The organism is Pseudomonas sp. RL_5y_Pfl2_73, assembly GCF_963970515.1.
Lineage (GTDB): Bacteria > Pseudomonadota > Gammaproteobacteria > Pseudomonadales > Pseudomonadaceae > Aquipseudomonas.
Genome location: NZ_CAXAPD010000001.1, coordinates 97438 through 111954, shown reverse-complemented (window position 1 = coordinate 111954; position 14517 = coordinate 97438). Strand labels below are relative to the sequence as shown.

Sequence of the window (14517 nt, the reverse complement as noted above, 5' to 3'; positions counted from 1 at the left end):
CCTAAAAAAGCAGCACAACTCTCAGGCCCTGATCCCCACCAGACTCAATAGCTGCCCATCCTTTACCCCAAACTGCGCCTGCAGCTCACTGCCATGGCGCCACTCGCTCGACAGGTCAGACAGCAGGCGCAGGCGCACCTGTCCATCGTGTGTCCAATCCAGCACCTCGGCATGCTCGAAATAAAAGCGCTGCCTGACGATGGGGTACAGCGCCTTGAACAGGCTTTCCTTCACTGAAAAGGTCAGGGTCACCAACAGGGCCCGGTCATCGCGCGCGAGTTTGGTCATGCGCTGCAACTCTGGCGAGGTGAGGATTTCACCGGCCAGGCGTTCGGCGCGCTCGGGGTCGAGCAGGTTTTCCACGTCCATGCCTAGCCCCTGCCAGTGATCTTTTTTCGCGACGATGGCTGCCGCCCGACCCGTGCTGTGGGTGATCGAACCGCTGACATGCGCCGGCCACACCGGGGCACGGTCTTCGCCGATGGCCGGCACGCAGGCCAGGCCGTCGAGCCGCTGCAAAGCCGCCCGGGCGCAGATCCGTCCGGCCAGAAATTCTGCCTGGCGCTTGGCTACCGAGCGCTGGATGCTCGCCGGGGGGGCGATGGCACTGTTGGGGAAGTCGGCGCCCACCAGCAACAACGGGTCGAAGCGGGTGCTCAGCAGCACCGTATCGGGCAGGGCATCGGGTAAGAGCCAATGTTCATCCAAAGGCGTGCAGCAAGCGGGCAGGGTAGGGAGTGTATTCATGCCAGGTATTTTGCCGGGTTGGCTGGAGGCTGGGTAGTGGCGCAGAAAACCGATCGGTTCTGTTGGCGAGGGCGCTTGCACCCGCCGGGCTCTTTAAGCGCTGCGTAGGAGCTGTCGAGTGCAACGAGGCTGCGATCCTTCCCCAGACGCTTGAGTCCCAAGCGAAAGATCAAAAGATCGCAGGCTTCGCCAGCTCCTACAGAGCGTGACGTACTCAAGCGAGAACAAAAGCCCCCTGCCACAGGGCTATTTCAGCCGAAGATTTTCTTGAAAAACTTCTGCATATCCGCCCACGACTGCTCATCGGCCTCTTTGTTGTAGCCAATGTCCGGCCCGCCATGCTCGCCGTGGCTCAAGCGATCGGCATCGGGGTTGCTGAAGCCGTGCTTGGCACCTTTGAGGTTGACGAATTCATAGTCGGCGCCGACCTTGTCCATCTCACTCTTGAACGCGGTGACGTTGTCCTGGGTGACCATGCTGTCCTGGGCGCCATGCTCGACCAACACCTTGGCCTTGACGCTGCCAGGCGTTGCCGGGGTGTTGGTCACCAGCGCACCGTGGAAGCTCACCACGCCGGCCAGCGGTACACCCTGGCGCGCGGCATCGAGGACCACCTTGCCGCCGAAGCAGTAGCCGATGGCGGCGAGTTTGTCCGGATCGGTCTGGGGTTGTTTCTTCAGCAGGTCGAGACCGGCCTGGAAGCGGGCACTGGCCGCCGCGCCGTCCTTGAGTGCCGCCTGCATGAAGGCCATGGCGTCGTTGGGGTGCTCGGTGTTCTTGCCGTCGCCGTACATGTCGATGGCCAGGGCGCTATAGCCCAGGCCCGCAAGATCCCGGGCGCGGCGCTTGGCGTAATCGTTCAACCCCCACCATTCATGCACCACCACTACACCCGGGCGCGGGCCTTTGACGGCGTCGTCATACGCGTAATAACCGATCAGCTTGGTGCCGTCGGCACTGGTGTAGGGGAGCTCCTGGGTTTGGATGGCGGCGTGGCTCATGCCGCTAATGGCCAGAAGTACAACAGCAGGCAGCCTGCGCATGACGGATCTCCTTATAAAAGTGGTCCGCACAGATTAGCCGATTCATTCAGCGCAGGTTCAGAGAACGTTCAAGGAGGGTTCAGGGATCGCTGGGTAAGGTGACGGCGACTTCACAAAACATCAACGCTGCAAAGGAACTTGACCATGCCTGCTATGAAAAAACTGCTGTTGGCTTTCACCGTGCTGGGCGCCAGCGCCCTGGCTCAGGCCGATGACAACTTCGCTAGCCTGACCCTCGGCCAGACCAGCGACAAGGTGAACAAATCCGACGCCTTGAACAGTGCCCTGAACCACCCGAACGCCGACGGCGTCATCGGCAAGGACGCCACGTATGGCCTGCGACTGGGCAAGCAAAACGACCAGGGCCGCTACTACGCCACCTATGACAACGTCTCGGGCACCCACAACGGCATCAAGCTGCGCCAGGAAAACCTGCTGGGCAGCTACGATGTGTTCTATCCGGTCACCAGCAGCACCAAGCTGTTCGGTGGCGGCACGCTGGGCCTGACCAAGCTGACCCAGAATTCCCCCGGCTTCAGCCGCGACAGCGACATCGGCTACGCCGTGGGCTTGCAGGGCGGCGTCCTGCAACAAATTACACAAAACACCTCGGTTGAACTGGGTTACCGTTACCTGCGCAGCAACGCCAGCACCGAGATGAGCACGCACGGTGGCAGCAAGGTTGGTTCGCTGGACCTGACCAGCAGCGCCCAGACGTACCTGTCCGCCAACTACACGTTCTAAACGGTCGACGGTGAGCGTATCCAGCCGGGTCAGTCGAAGACGATCCGGCGCCTTTCGTTGAGGTGCGCGGCACTGGATTGTTTGATTTGCCCGGAGAGAGGCTCCATGAAGTTACTGGTCGTCGAAGACGAAGCGCTGTTGCGTCACCACCTGCAAACCCGTCTCACCGACAGCGGCCATGTGGTGCAGGCCGTGGCCAACGCCGAAGAGGCCTTGTACCAGGTCCGGGAATTCAACCATGACCTGGCGGTGATCGACCTGGGCCTGCCGGGCATCAGCGGGCTGGAACTGATCCGCCGGCTGCGTTCACAGGACAAGACGTTTCCGATCCTGATCCTCACCGCCCGCGGCAACTGGCAGGACAAGGTCGAAGGCCTGGCCGCCGGTGCCGACGACTACGTGGTCAAGCCGTTTCAGTTCGAAGAGCTGGAGGCCCGGTTGAACGCTTTGTTGCGCCGCTCCAGTGGTTTCACCCAATCGACCATCGTTGCCGGTCCGTTGCTGCTGGACCTCAACCGCAAGCAGGCGTCTCTCGATGAGGAGCCGCTGGCGTTGACCGCCTACGAGTACCGCATCCTCGAATACCTCATGCGTCATCACCAGCAAGTAGTGGCCAAAGACCGTTTGATGGAGCAGCTTTACCCCGATGACGACGAGCGTGATCCCAATGTCATCGAAGTGCTGGTCGGGCGCCTGCGCCGTAAACTGGAAGCCCCGGCCGGCTTCAAGCCCATCGACACCGTGCGTGGCATGGGTTACCTGTTCAACGAGCGCTGCCAGTGATTCGTTCGCTTCGCCTGCGGTTGATGCTGGCCGCTATGACCCTGGCGGTGCTGTTCATGCTGGCCTTGTTGCCGGCCATGCAAGGCGCGTTCAGCCTGGCGTTGCAAGACTCCATCGAGCAACGCCTGGCCTCGGACGTGACCACGTTGATTTCCGCCGCCCGAGTGGAAAACAACCGCTTGAAGATGCCGACGCAGTTGCCCGATGAGCGCTTCAACCTCGCCGATGCCCGCCTGCTGGGCTATATCTATGATCGCGAGGGGCGGCTGGTGTGGCGCTCGAAGGCCACCCAGGAAGAGAACATCAATTACACGCCACGCTATGACGGCCAGGGCAATCAGTTCGCGCGCATTCGCGAGAACAACGGCCAGGAGTTTTTTATCTATGACGTCGAGGTCAAGCTGCTCGGCGGCCAGAGCGCGGCGTTCAGCATCGTCACCCTGCAACCGGTGCGCGACTACGAAGTGACCCTGCAGGGGCTGCGGGACAATCTCTACCTGGGCTTTGGCGCGGCCCTGGCGGTGTTGCTGGCGCTGTTGTGGATCGGCCTGACCTGGGGCCTTCGGGCCCTGCGGCGCCTGAGTCAGGAGCTGGACGAAATCGAAAGCGGGACCCGGGAAAGCCTCAGTACTGAGCATCCCCGGGAACTGCTGCGCCTGACCGGCTCGCTCAACCGCTTGCTCTACAGCGAGCGGGAGCAGCGCAGTCGTTATCGTGACTCCCTCGATGACCTGGCCCACAGCTTGAAAACCCCGCTGGCGGTGTTGCAGGGCGTCAGCGAGGACATCGCCCGGCGCCCCGAGGACCGTGGACAGGCTTGGGTGCTGCAATCCCAGATCGAGCGCATGAGCCAGCAGATCGGCTATCAGTTGCAGCGCGCCAGCCTGCGCAAAAGCGGGCTGGTGCGCCATCAGGTACGTTTGCGCCCGGTGCTGCAAAGCCTGTGTGACACCCTGGACAAGGTCTATCGCGACAAGCGGGTCAATGTCCGTTTCGATCTGCCGGAGCACTGCCATGTGCCGATCGAACAGGGCGCTTTGCTGGAGATGCTCGGCAACCTGCTGGAAAATGCCTATCGACTGTGCCTGGGCGAAGTGCGCGTCAGCGTGCATCAGACCCTCGGCGGCGCGCAGTTGAGTGTCGAGGACGACGGGCCGGGTGTGCCACCGGATCAACGTGCGCGGATTCTCCAGCGGGGCGAGCGACTGGATCGCCAGCATCCGGGCCAGGGGATCGGGCTGGCCGTGGTCAAAGACATCATCGATAGCTACGGCGCCAAGTTGACCCTGGGGGATTCAGAGCTGGGCGGGGCGGCGTTCCGGATTCATTTTCCGGTGGTTTGACTGGAATATTTTCGCTGTGTGCGGGCCCCTGTGACCAGAGATGCACCCGCTGGGCCTGTAGGAGCTGTGTAGGAGCTGTCGAGTGCAACGAGGCTGCGATCTTTCCCCAAACACTTGGAGGAGAGTTTCAAGCGAAAAGTCAAAAGATCGCAGGCTCCGCCAGCTCCTACAACGCAGCCCAACGGGGATAAATCCCCTCGCCACAGGGGGCTGCACCCCCGCAGAAACTGGATGTCACCACTCAGTTCTCCAACTCCCGATAAGCCCCCGGCGTCAGCCCCGTCCACTTCTTGAACGCCCGGTGAAACGCCGACGGTTCGGAGAAACCCAACTGCTCGGCGATCTGTTGCAACGACAAGTCCGCACGCCCCAAGTGGTAGATGGCGATATCCCGCCGCAGTTGATCCTTGAGTTCCTGGAAGCTGGTGCCTTCCTCACGCAAATGCCGGCGCAGGGTTTGCGGGCTGATGTGCAAATGGCCGGCGACGTTGTCCAGGTCGGGCCAGCGGGCGGTGTCGCGGCTGAGCAGGCGGCGCAGTTGGCTGCTCAGGCTGTGACCATCGTCCGGGCGCGACAGCAGGTCGGCGGGGGAGCGTTCGAGGAAATGCTTGAGGGTGCGTTCGTCCTGTAGCAGCGGCATGTCCAGGTAGCGGCTGTGGAACAACAGACTGCTGCTGCGCGCTTCGAACACCAGAGGACAGGGAAACAGTAAGTCGTATTCGGCACCGTGGGCGGGTTTGGTGTAGCCGAAGGTCACCTGTTCCAGGCCGATCCGCTGGCCGATCAGCCAACTGGCAAGGCGATGCCAGACTACCAGCAAGCTTTCAGTCAGGAAGTGATCCGGGTCCCACAGCGTCGAATCGTCCAGCACCAGCCGCACTCGCTCGCCTTCGGCCTCCAGCGTCAGGCTCGGCGCGTCGGGGAACAGGCTGTAGAACAGCAAGCCGCGTTGAAGGGCCTTGCCCAAAGTCCGACAGTGGATCACCGCGTGACACATCATGGCAAACGTCCCGGGTTTACTCGCAGCCCTGCCGAATCCCAGGTATTCGTCCTCCAATGCCAGCCATAGCGCCTGCAACAGGCGAGCGAACTGCTCGGGCGCAATCCGCGCGCGCGGCTCATCCAACAGCTCTGGGCTGATCCCCAGCTGTTGCAGCAGAGGAAAATAGTCGAAGCCTTGCCGACGCGCGCCGCCCAGGGCGGCGCGGGCGAAGTGGCTGGCGATCGTGCGTTGGCGCATGGCTGAAGTCCGTCCGTTATGCGGGCGATGGTAGCAGGGCGCTGGGGCTCGGCAAGGCGGATATCCGCCAAATCCCGGAGTGAGAAACTCCCTGTGGGCGGAAATCCGCCACATTCCATGCCCGTGTTTAACCCGTGAATAAACCCAGGGCCCTTCTGCAATAACGCTTGTAGGGGAGGGGCTGGAAAATGGCACGCGCCTTGCGATAGAGCACCCAGGTCTGCCGCGTGCAGCCGACAAAAAACAAATCCCTCCAGTGCAGGAGGGTTCGCAATTGAGGTGCCGTGGACGACAGGTGGAAGTCGTCATGCGGGACTCTTGAGGAAGGTTTGCCCATGACGACTCGTCAGCCACTGTACAAATCCCTGTATTTCCAGGTGATCGTAGCCATTACCATCGGTATTTTGCTCGGCCACTTCTACCCGCAGACCGGTGTTGCCCTCAAACCATTCGGTGACGGGTTCATCAAGCTGATCAAAATGGTCATTGCCCCCATCATCTTCTGTACCGTCGTCAGCGGCATCGCCGGCATGCAGAACATGAAGTCGGTCGGCAAGACCGGCGGCTTCGCGCTGCTGTATTTCGAAGTTGTTTCCACCATCGCCCTGCTGATCGGCCTGGTCGTGGTCAACGTCGTGCAACCGGGCGCCGGCATGCACATCGATGTGTCGACCCTGGACACCAGCAAGATCGCCGGTTTCATCTCGGCTGGTAAAGACCAGAGCATCATTGCCTTCATCCTCAACGTGATCCCGAACACCATCGTCGGCGCGTTCGCCAATGGCGACATCCTGCAAGTGCTGATGTTCTCGGTGATCTTCGGTTTTGCCCTGCATCGCTTGGGTGCCTACGGCAAGCCGGTGCTGGACTTCATCGATCGCTTCGCCCACGTGATGTTCATCATCATCAACATGATCATGAAGCTAGCCCCCCTCGGTGCCTTCGGTGCCATGGCCTTCACCATCGGCGCCTACGGGGTCGGTTCGCTGGTGCAACTGGGCCAGCTGATGATCTGCTTCTACATCACCTGCGTGGTGTTCGTGCTGGTGGTGCTGGGTGCCATCTGCCGCGCCCACGGCTTCAGCGTCGTCAAGCTGATCCGCTACATCCGTGAAGAACTGCTGATCGTGCTGGGCACTTCCTCGTCGGAATCGGCGCTGCCACGCATGCTGATCAAGATGGAGCGCCTGGGTGCCAAGAAGTCGGTCGTAGGCCTGGTGATCCCGACTGGCTACTCGTTCAACCTCGACGGTACTTCGATCTACCTGACCATGGCCGCGGTGTTCATCGCCCAGGCCACCGACACCCCAATGGACCTGACTCACCAGATCACCCTGCTGCTGGTGCTGCTGCTGTCGTCCAAAGGTGCTGCTGGTGTGACCGGTAGCGGTTTCATCGTACTGGCGGCCACCCTGTCGGCCGTGGGCACCTTGCCGGTGGCCGGCCTGGCACTGATCCTGGGTATCGACCGCTTCATGTCCGAAGCCCGTGCCCTGACCAACCTGGTGGGCAACGCTGTCGCCACGATCGTGGTTGCCAAGTGGGTCAAGGAGCTGGACGAAGACCAGTTGCAGACCGAACTGGTTTCAGGTGGCCGTGGTATCTCCGACGTCCGTGAAGAAGACGATCAGGTCGCAATGGGCGAAATCTCGGCGTCCGCTGCTCTGAAATAAGCCTCAGGTTGCAATGAAAACCCGCTTCGGCGGGTTTTTTCATGGGCCCGGGTTCTCAAGGCTGGCGCGACTCCTTTGTGGCGACGCGGGGCTGTGGGAGCAAAGCTTGCTCGCGAAACAGGCGTCTCGACTCCTGAAAGACCGCATCGCCTGCATCGCGGGCAAGCCTGGCTCCCACAGAGAGTGGGATAATTCCCCTCGCCACAAAGGCGTCGCGCCAGCCTTGAGCGCAATGGTCATCCCCCGTGACACCTGCGGTAATTGCCCCATCACCCGCCCCTGCCTAGTCTTTCACCATCACCCCCCCGGAGATCGCCCATGCAAGGTCCACTGGCATCGCTCAAGGTCCTGGACTTTTCGACCCTGCTGCCCGGCCCGTTCGCCTCGCTGTTGTTGGCGGACATGGGGGCCGAGGTGCTGCGCATCGAGTCGCCGACCCGTCAGGACCTGTTGCGGATATTGCCGCCTCACGATCAGGGCACCTCGGCCAGCCACGCCTACCTCAATCGCAACAAACGCAGCCTGGCCCTGGACCTCAAGCAGCCGGAAGCGTTGGCGGTGGTCACGCAATTGCTGGAGGACTACGACATCCTGCTGGAACAGTTCCGTCCCGGCGTGATGGAGCGACTGGGCCTGGGGTACGAGGCCTTGAAGTTGATCAATCCGCGGCTGATCTATGTGTCGATCACCGGCTACGGCCAGACCGGGCCCTACAAGGACCGCGCCGGTCACGACATCAATTACCTGGCCCTGGCGGGACTGGCCAGCCACACCGGCCGTGCCGACAGCGGTCCGTTGCCGCTGGGGATCCAGGCGGCGGACATTGCTGGTGGTTCGTTGCATGGGGTAATCGGGTTGTTGGCGGCCGTCATTGCCCGCCAGCAGACCGGGCAAGGCCAGCACCTGGACGTGAGCATGACTGACTGTGTGTTCAGCCTCAACGCCATGGCCGGTGCCGGTTATCTGGCCTGCGGTGTCGAGCCGGGTTGGGAAAACCAGATGCTAAACGGCGGCAGCTTCTATGACTATTACCGTACCCGCGATGGTCGCTGGATGTCGGTGGGCAGCCTGGAGCCGGCGTTCATGCAGGCGTTGTGCGAGGCCTTGGGGCGGCCGGAACTGGCGGCCCAGGGGTTGTCGCCCAAGCCTGAACAACACGCCGTTAAGCAGGCGCTGCAAGCCGAGTTTGAAAAACATGATTTTGTCGAGTTGTGCAGCCTGTTTGCAGGAATAGATGCCTGCGTCGAGCCGGTGCTGAGCCTGGAGGAAGCTGTTGGGCATCCGCAGTTACAGGCTCGGGGGCTGGTGACACAGGTGCCCCGGGGCGATGGTTCGAGCCAGGCGCAGATGGCTTGTCCGTTGAGATTTTCCGAAGGGTTGCCCGAGCCTCGGCATATTGGCGCGGGGGTGGGGGCGCATACGGACCAGGTGTTGGGGGAGTTGGGGTTTAGTGTTGAGCGGATTGCTCAATTGCGTGATGCCGGGGTGGTTGTGTAGTGCCCTTTAGGGATCCATGTACGACGCAAATCCCCTGTGGGAGCGAGCCTGCTCGCGAAGGGGCCGGCCCAGACACCACAAAGTCTGCTACTCCACCCTGGTCTCCCCACTGAACACCAAGGTATTGCGACAGCTACGGCACAAATACCGCCGCCCCTGGCGCACCAGGCTGTGGCGCTGGGCCGAGAACGGGAAGTCGCTGCCGTCGCAGGGGCATTTGTAGATGTAGCGGGTCACGCTGCGGCGTTTGATTTCGTAGGTGTGGCAGCGGTTGGGCGGCAGTTCGTACACCCCGCGCATGATCAGTTGCCATTCCTCGCCATGGGGCTGGATGCGTTCGCCAAACAGTTGATGGGCGATCAGGTGCGCGACTTCATGGGCGACGGTTTGCTTGAGGAAGTCTTCGGCGTTTTCCCGGTACAACTGTGGATTGAAGCGCAGCAGATTCTCATGCAGGTGCGCAACACCGGCCTTCTGGCCACGCAATTTGAAGCTGACCACTGGGCGTTTGAAAGGACGTTTGAAAAAGGATTCGGCTTGTTGGTAACACTCTTCGACGCGGGTATTGAGTTGCTCGAGCATGCTTTACGGGTCTCCAGAAGCCCGAGTATGCCGCAAGCGTCGGCCGTTGCGAATCGTCCAGACGCCCAGTGGTCATTTCGAGCGGCTCAAACACAGGAAGGCCGCCTTGCGGCGGCCTGTGTCGGCAGATCCTGTTTTTTTATTGGAGGGTGCTATCGGGACCGTTTCAATCCTTCAATTGGTATAGACCGGGCCGACGCCCAGCCCCCAGACGATGACCGTGAACGCCATGATGGCCACCAGCACCACCAGGCCGACGGCGAGCACCGAGCTGGAAAACAGAAAACCTTCGTCCTGGGGAATGTTCATGAATGTTGGCAAACCCACATACAGCAGGTAGACCGTGTAGCAGATCGCCGCCGTGCCGACGATCATCCCCAGCCACATGTGCGGGTAGAGCGCCGCGAGGCCGCCGATGAACAACGGTGTCGCAGTGTAGGTGGCGAACGCAACGCAACGGGCCAGGCTCGGATTGGCGTCATAGGTGCGGGCCATCCAGTGGATGAAGGCACCCATCACTGCGACACCGCCCAACATGGCCAGGTACGACATGACGGTCATCCATAGCGCACTTTCCTGCGTGAGCATAACCGGTGCACGATTGCCGATGACCCATCCCACCTGCGTGGTGCCGATGAACGCCGATATCGCGGGAATGGCCGCCAGGATCAGCGTGTGGGTGAGGTACATGTGGCTGATGCTTTCCTCCTGATCGCCACGGATTTCTTTCCATTCTTGATCAGGGTGGGTAAAGAGCCCCACGACATGATGGATCATAGTCAGTCACTCCTTTGTTATTGCCATCGCCCCCCAACGGAGCGCCTACGGGCCAAATGGCCGGGTAAGTAAAGGTCTGTAAGTGTGTGCGACCTTATGTCGCAGTATAGAAAGGAGTCACCGCAAGGGGGATGGGGAGCTTAGAGCAAATCGCGCTGTAGGCGAGGGTGTTAATCGCCGATGAGTCTGTACACAACCCTTGGAAAAAAATCACCTTGTGACGAGGCGATTGTGGGAGCAAGGCTTGCCCGCGATGGAAGCGATGCGGTCTTTCAGAAACCGAGGCGTCTGTTTCGCGAGCAAGTTTTGCTCCCGCAATCCCTGACCACAACAGGGGTGCATCAACCCTTCGCCGAAAGCCGGTTTTTGCGTAAAATGCCGACCTTTCGTCACACCTCACGGATTTCGCGTCATGGGCACTCTTACGGTCAACCAGAACAAACTGCAAAAGCGCCTGCGCCGCCAGGCCGGTGAGGCGGTCGCCGATTTCAACATGATTGAGGACGGCGACAAGGTCATGGTCTGCCTGTCCGGTGGTAAGGACAGTTACACCTTGCTCGATGTGTTGATGCATCTGCAGAAGGTTGCGCCGATCAAGTTCGACATCGTCGCGGTGAACATGGACCAGAAGCAGCCCGGGTTCCCCGAGCATGTGCTGCCGGCCTACCTCGAGTCGTTGGGCGTGGCATATCACATCGTCGAGAAAGACACCTATTCGGTGGTCAAGGAACTGATTCCCGAAGGCAAGACCACCTGTTCGCTGTGCTCGCGCCTGCGGCGCGGAACGCTCTACACCTTCGCCGACGAGATCGGTGCAACCAAAATGGCCCTGGGGCACCATCGCGACGACATCGTCGAGACCTTCTTCCTGAACATGTTCTACAACGGCTCGCTCAAGGCCATGCCACCCAAGCTGCGGGCCGACGATGGGCGCAACGTGGTGATCCGCCCGCTGGCCTATTGCAGCGAGAAAGACATCCAGACCTATTCGGATTTCAAGCAATTCCCGATCATCCCCTGCAACCTCTGCGGCTCCCAGGAAAACCTGCAGCGCCAAGTGGTCAAGGAGATGCTCCAGGACTGGGAGCGCAAGACCCCGGGCCGTACCGAGAGTATTTTCCGCGGCTTGCAGAACGTCATTCCGTCGCAACTGGCGGACCGCAACCTGTTCGACTTCACCAACCTGCGCATCGACGAAAACGCCACGCCACGGTTCGTCAACGTGGTGAACCTCTGACGTTCCCAGCCGTTTTCATTTTCGACCCCAGGAGAGGGCATGCGCGATTACAAGTGGCTGCACGAGTACTGTCTGAACCGCTTCGGTTCGGCGGCTGAACTGGAAGCCCACCTGCCGGTTCCCAAGACCCCGGCGCAACTGCGTAAGATCAGCGACGACCGCTACCTCTCGACCCTGGCGCTGCGGGTGTTCCGCGCCGGTCTCAAGCACAGCCTGGTGGACGCCAAGTGGCCGGCCTTCGAAGAGGTGTTCTTCAAGTTCGACCCGGAGAAAGTCGTGCTGATGAGCGCCGAGCACTTGGAGCGGTTGATGCAGGACGCGCGGATCATTCGCCACCTGGGCAAGCTCAAGAGCGTGCCGCGCAACGCGCAATTGATATTGGACGTGGCCCATGAAAAGGGCAGCTTCGGCGCGCTGGTCGCCGATTGGCCGGTGACCGACATCGTCGGCCTGTGGACCTACCTGAAAAAGCACGGCCATCAACTGGGCGGCCTGTCGGCGCCGCGCTTCTTGCGGATGATGGGCAAGGACACCTTCGTACCCAGTTATGACGTCGTGGCCGCGCTCAATGCCCAGGAGATCATCGACAAGGTCCCCACCAGCCTGCGGGACCTGGCGACGGTGCAGAATGCCTTCAACCAGTGGCATGAAGAGAGTGGCGCACGGCCGATGAGCCAGATATCGATGATGCTGGCGTATACCGTCAATCATTGAGACCGCGTCGCGCCCATCGCGAGCAGGCTCGCTCCCACAAGGGGCCTGTGAGCGTCGCAGATCTCCTGTGGGAGCGAGCTTGCTCGCGAAGGCGGCCTATCAGGCGACGCAAGGCTCGCCTTCTCCCGCCAACCGCCGATTCAACTGAAACCGCCACCGCACATACAACAACGCCGAGCAGAACACCGCCACGCTCGCCGCCATTTCCAGCACGCCGAACAGTTGCCGGTTCGGGTCGTAGGCCGCCAGTGCGCCCTTGATGAAGTACAGGTTCACCACAAAGCACATCCACGAGTGTCCGCGGGCGCTGCCGGTGAGCATGCCGGGCGCGAGTATCAGCAGCGGCACCAGTTCGATCAGCAGAATCACCCAAGGGCGCGCGCCGTGCAGGTCGGCGATCAGCAGGTAGTAGGTGCAGAGCAACCCCACCAGGCCGAAAAAGCACAGCAGACTGAGGACGCGGGCGATGCGTACGCGCGGTTCCAGCCATTGGATCGAAGGCAGGATCTTCGGCTTCTTAGCCACGGCCGTTCTCCAGCAACAGGGCGGTTTTCGCCAGGCGTAAACCCAAGGCGCGGCACAGGGCGACTTCATGTTCGTTCAAGCCGCTTTTACCGTCGGCCCCGGCGTGATGGCTCGGGCCGTAGGGTGTGCCACCGCCCAGGGTGTCGATCAGGGCCGATTCGCTGTAGGGCAGGCCAGTGATCAGCATGCCGTGGTGCAACAGCGGCAGCATCATCGACAGCAGGGTGGTTTCCTGGCCGCCGTGCAGGCTCGCGGTGGAGGTGAACACCCCGGCCGGTTTGCCCACCAGCGCGCCGGTCAGCCACAGGTTGCTGGTGCCGTCGAGAAAATACTTGAGTGGCGCGGCCATGTTACCGAAACGGGTCGGGCTGCCCAAGGCCAGGCCGGCACAGTTCTTCAGGTCATCGAGGCTGGCGTAGAGCGGGCCTTGCTCAGGGATGTCCGGCGAAACCGCTTCGCACTCGGCAGAAATCGCCGGCACCGTACGCAGCCTGGCTTCCAGCCCGGCCTGCTCGACACCACGTGCGATCTGCCGGGCCATTTCGTTGGTGGAGCCGCTGCGGCTGTAATACAACACCAGGATGTACGGCGTGGTCACGGCAGGATCTCCAGGATTTTCTCTGGCGGACGGCCGATCATGGCCTTTTCCCCGGCTTCCAGAATCGGCCGTTCCATGAGCTTCGGGTGGGCGGCGATGGCCGTGATCAACTGGGCCTGACTCAGGCTGTCGTCGACCAGGTTCAGCGCTTTGTACTCGTCCTCGCCGGTGCGCAGCAATTGCCGGGCGGTGATGCCGAGCTTGCCCAGCAGGCGTTCCAGTTGCGCGGCGTCGAGCGGGGTTTCCAGGTAGCGGACCACGGTGGGCGTCAGGCCACGGGCCTCCAACAGTTCCAGCGCACCGCGGGATTTCGAGCAGCGCGGGTTGTGATAAAGCGTCAGATCGGTCATGAGCGGGTCGCATCTTGCGTAAGGTGACGGCTATTCTACTGTGCCGCGAAGCCCCTAGCACCTGAGAGAGGCGACGGGTCGCAGCAGGGTTCACATTCAGACAAGGATTGGCACATGGCAAGGCGATTGACGGCGGCACTGACATTCATCGGCATTTTGTTGCTCGCTGGCTGCGGGAACGACTACGGGGTGGACCAGAACGGTCAGGCCATTGCCTCGCAGCGGCTGGACAAACAGTGGGTGGTCCTCAACTACTGGGCCGAGTGGTGCGCGCCGTGCCGTACCGAAGTCCCGGAATTCAATGCCTTGGCCGAACAGCTCAAGGGCCGCAACGTTGGTGTATTCGGGGTCAACTTCGACCAGGTGCAGGGTGAAGAACTCAAGAGTGCCAGCGACAAGATGGGGATTCGCTTCACGGTGCTGGCCCGGGATCCGGCCGAGATCTTCGACCTTCCTCGCAGTGAAGGGCTGCCGGTGACGTACATCATCGATAACCAGGGCAAGGTGCGCGAGCAGATGCTGGGGGAGCAGACGGCGGCGGGGGTGATGGCCAAGCTTGAAGCGTTGCAGGCGCCGTAGGAGCTGTCGAGTGCAACGAGGCTGCGATCTTGTCCAAAACAATTGAATCTTGAGCGAAAGATCAAAAGATCAAAAGATCGCAGCC

The 14517-nt window shown here is 61.3% G+C and carries 16 protein-coding genes; 8 read left to right on the top strand and 8 right to left on the bottom strand.

What is annotated here, in order from left to right; genetic code table 11:
* Window positions 1-21 precede the first annotated feature (21 nt).
* Both AACY42_RS00460 and AACY42_RS00455 read right to left on the bottom strand, forming a co-directional pair.
* On the bottom strand, window positions 22-747 hold the full coding sequence (locus AACY42_RS00460) for a 4'-phosphopantetheinyl transferase family protein (protein WP_339475214.1): 726 nt from the start codon (window positions 745-747) through the stop codon (window positions 22-24).
* Between the two features lie 251 nt (window positions 748-998).
* Window positions 999-1790: a dienelactone hydrolase family protein gene (locus tag AACY42_RS00455; protein WP_339475212.1), complete on the bottom strand. Its 792-nt coding sequence runs from the start codon at window positions 1788-1790 to the stop codon at window positions 999-1001.
* Between the two features lie 144 nt (window positions 1791-1934).
* Between AACY42_RS00455 and AACY42_RS00450 the strand changes: the two genes are divergently transcribed.
* From AACY42_RS00450 to AACY42_RS00440, 3 genes are all read left to right on the top strand, one after another.
* The gene (locus tag AACY42_RS00450) at window positions 1935-2534 is read left to right on the top strand and encodes a hypothetical protein (RefSeq protein WP_339475209.1); all 600 of its coding nucleotides are present in this window, start codon (window positions 1935-1937) and stop codon (window positions 2532-2534) included.
* 105 nt (window positions 2535-2639) lie between these two features.
* Window positions 2640-3317, top strand: coding sequence for a response regulator (locus AACY42_RS00445; RefSeq protein ID WP_339475206.1), 678 nt, complete (start codon window positions 2640-2642; stop codon window positions 3315-3317).
* Window positions 3314-4660, top strand: a complete 1347-nt coding sequence (locus AACY42_RS00440) for an ATP-binding protein (RefSeq protein WP_339475204.1) — start codon at window positions 3314-3316, stop codon at window positions 4658-4660. The genes AACY42_RS00445 and AACY42_RS00440 overlap by 4 nt, the downstream gene beginning before the upstream one ends.
* A 241-nt stretch (window positions 4661-4901) precedes the next feature.
* Here AACY42_RS00440 and AACY42_RS00435 read toward each other — a convergent pair whose 3' ends face one another.
* A complete protein-coding gene (locus AACY42_RS00435; RefSeq protein WP_339475202.1) occupies window positions 4902-5900 on the bottom strand; it encodes an AraC family transcriptional regulator in 999 nt (332 codons plus the stop codon).
* A 335-nt stretch (window positions 5901-6235) separates the two neighbouring features.
* Between AACY42_RS00435 and AACY42_RS00430 the strand changes: the two genes are divergently transcribed.
* Entirely contained in the window at window positions 6236-7573 is a 1338-nt protein-coding gene (locus tag AACY42_RS00430; protein ID WP_339475199.1) for a dicarboxylate/amino acid:cation symporter, read from the top strand.
* A 318-nt stretch (window positions 7574-7891) separates the two neighbouring features.
* Entirely contained in the window at window positions 7892-9070 is a 1179-nt protein-coding gene (locus AACY42_RS00425) for a CaiB/BaiF CoA transferase family protein (RefSeq protein WP_339475197.1), read from the top strand.
* A gap of 87 nt (window positions 9071-9157) precedes the next feature.
* Here the strand turns inward: AACY42_RS00425 and AACY42_RS00420 are convergent, their stop codons facing one another.
* Entirely contained in the window at window positions 9158-9652 is a 495-nt protein-coding gene (locus AACY42_RS00420) for a SprT family zinc-dependent metalloprotease (protein WP_003204703.1), read from the bottom strand.
* Between the two features lie 174 nt (window positions 9653-9826).
* Window positions 9827-10429 carry a Yip1 family protein gene (locus tag AACY42_RS00415; RefSeq protein ID WP_214509565.1) on the bottom strand — a complete coding sequence of 201 codons (603 nt, stop codon included), beginning with the start codon at window positions 10427-10429 and terminating at the stop codon, window positions 9827-9829.
* A 412-nt stretch (window positions 10430-10841) separates the two neighbouring features.
* Here AACY42_RS00415 and ttcA point away from each other — a divergent pair, with 412 nt between their 5' ends.
* Both ttcA and AACY42_RS00405 read left to right on the top strand, forming a co-directional pair.
* The gene (ttcA, locus tag AACY42_RS00410) at window positions 10842-11666 is read left to right on the top strand and encodes a tRNA 2-thiocytidine(32) synthetase TtcA (RefSeq protein ID WP_339475190.1); all 825 of its coding nucleotides are present in this window, start codon (window positions 10842-10844) and stop codon (window positions 11664-11666) included.
* A 39-nt stretch (window positions 11667-11705) separates the two neighbouring features.
* On the top strand, window positions 11706-12380 hold the full coding sequence (locus AACY42_RS00405; protein ID WP_339475187.1) for a DNA-3-methyladenine glycosylase I: 675 nt from the start codon (window positions 11706-11708) through the stop codon (window positions 12378-12380).
* Between the two features lie 99 nt (window positions 12381-12479).
* On the opposite strand, the gene AACY42_RS00400 is transcribed toward AACY42_RS00405, so the two are convergent.
* From AACY42_RS00400 to arsC, 3 genes are read right to left on the bottom strand one after another with little or no spacing between them, the layout of a single operon-like run.
* The gene (locus AACY42_RS00400; protein ID WP_339475184.1) at window positions 12480-12905 is read right to left on the bottom strand and encodes a DUF2069 domain-containing protein; all 426 of its coding nucleotides are present in this window, start codon (window positions 12903-12905) and stop codon (window positions 12480-12482) included.
* The gene (gene wrbA / locus AACY42_RS00395) at window positions 12898-13503 is read right to left on the bottom strand and encodes an NAD(P)H:quinone oxidoreductase (protein WP_339475181.1); all 606 of its coding nucleotides are present in this window, start codon (window positions 13501-13503) and stop codon (window positions 12898-12900) included. Before wrbA ends, AACY42_RS00400 begins: the two co-directional genes overlap by 8 nt.
* Complete coding sequence (gene arsC, locus AACY42_RS00390; protein WP_339475178.1) at window positions 13500-13853, bottom strand: arsenate reductase (glutaredoxin); 354 nt, start codon at window positions 13851-13853, stop codon at window positions 13500-13502. Before arsC ends, wrbA begins: the two co-directional genes overlap by 4 nt.
* A gap of 114 nt (window positions 13854-13967) precedes the next feature.
* On the opposite strand from arsC, the gene AACY42_RS00385 reads away from it, so the two are divergent.
* A complete protein-coding gene (locus tag AACY42_RS00385; RefSeq protein ID WP_339475175.1) occupies window positions 13968-14432 on the top strand; it encodes a TlpA family protein disulfide reductase in 465 nt (154 codons plus the stop codon).
* Window positions 14433-14517 lie beyond the last annotated feature (85 nt).

Bases quoted from the DNA above. Each gene is read 5' to 3' on its own strand.
- AACY42_RS00460 (WP_339475214.1), bottom strand. From the start codon at position 747: ATGAATACACTCCCTACCCTGCCCGCTTGCTGCACGCCTTTGGATGAA.
- AACY42_RS00455 (WP_339475212.1), bottom strand. From the start codon at position 1,790: ATGCGCAGGCTGCCTGCTGTTGTACTTCTGGCCATTAGCGGCATGAGC.
- AACY42_RS00450 (WP_339475209.1), top strand. From the start codon at position 1,935: ATGCCTGCTATGAAAAAACTGCTGTTGGCTTTCACCGTGCTGGGCGCC.
- AACY42_RS00445 (WP_339475206.1), top strand. From the start codon at position 2,640: ATGAAGTTACTGGTCGTCGAAGACGAAGCGCTGTTGCGTCACCACCTG.
- AACY42_RS00435 (WP_339475202.1), bottom strand. From the start codon at position 5,900: ATGCGCCAACGCACGATCGCCAGCCACTTCGCCCGCGCCGCCCTGGGC.
- AACY42_RS00430 (WP_339475199.1), top strand. From the start codon at position 6,236: ATGACGACTCGTCAGCCACTGTACAAATCCCTGTATTTCCAGGTGATC.
- AACY42_RS00425 (WP_339475197.1), top strand. From the start codon at position 7,892: ATGCAAGGTCCACTGGCATCGCTCAAGGTCCTGGACTTTTCGACCCTG.
- AACY42_RS00420 (WP_003204703.1), bottom strand. From the start codon at position 9,652: ATGCTCGAGCAACTCAATACCCGCGTCGAAGAGTGTTACCAACAAGCC.
- AACY42_RS00415 (WP_214509565.1), bottom strand. From the start codon at position 10,429: ATGATCCATCATGTCGTGGGGCTCTTTACCCACCCTGATCAAGAATGG.
- ttcA (WP_339475190.1), top strand. From the start codon at position 10,842: ATGGGCACTCTTACGGTCAACCAGAACAAACTGCAAAAGCGCCTGCGC.
- AACY42_RS00405 (WP_339475187.1), top strand. From the start codon at position 11,706: ATGCGCGATTACAAGTGGCTGCACGAGTACTGTCTGAACCGCTTCGGT.
- arsC (WP_339475178.1), bottom strand. From the start codon at position 13,853: ATGACCGATCTGACGCTTTATCACAACCCGCGCTGCTCGAAATCCCGC.
- AACY42_RS00385 (WP_339475175.1), top strand. From the start codon at position 13,968: ATGGCAAGGCGATTGACGGCGGCACTGACATTCATCGGCATTTTGTTG.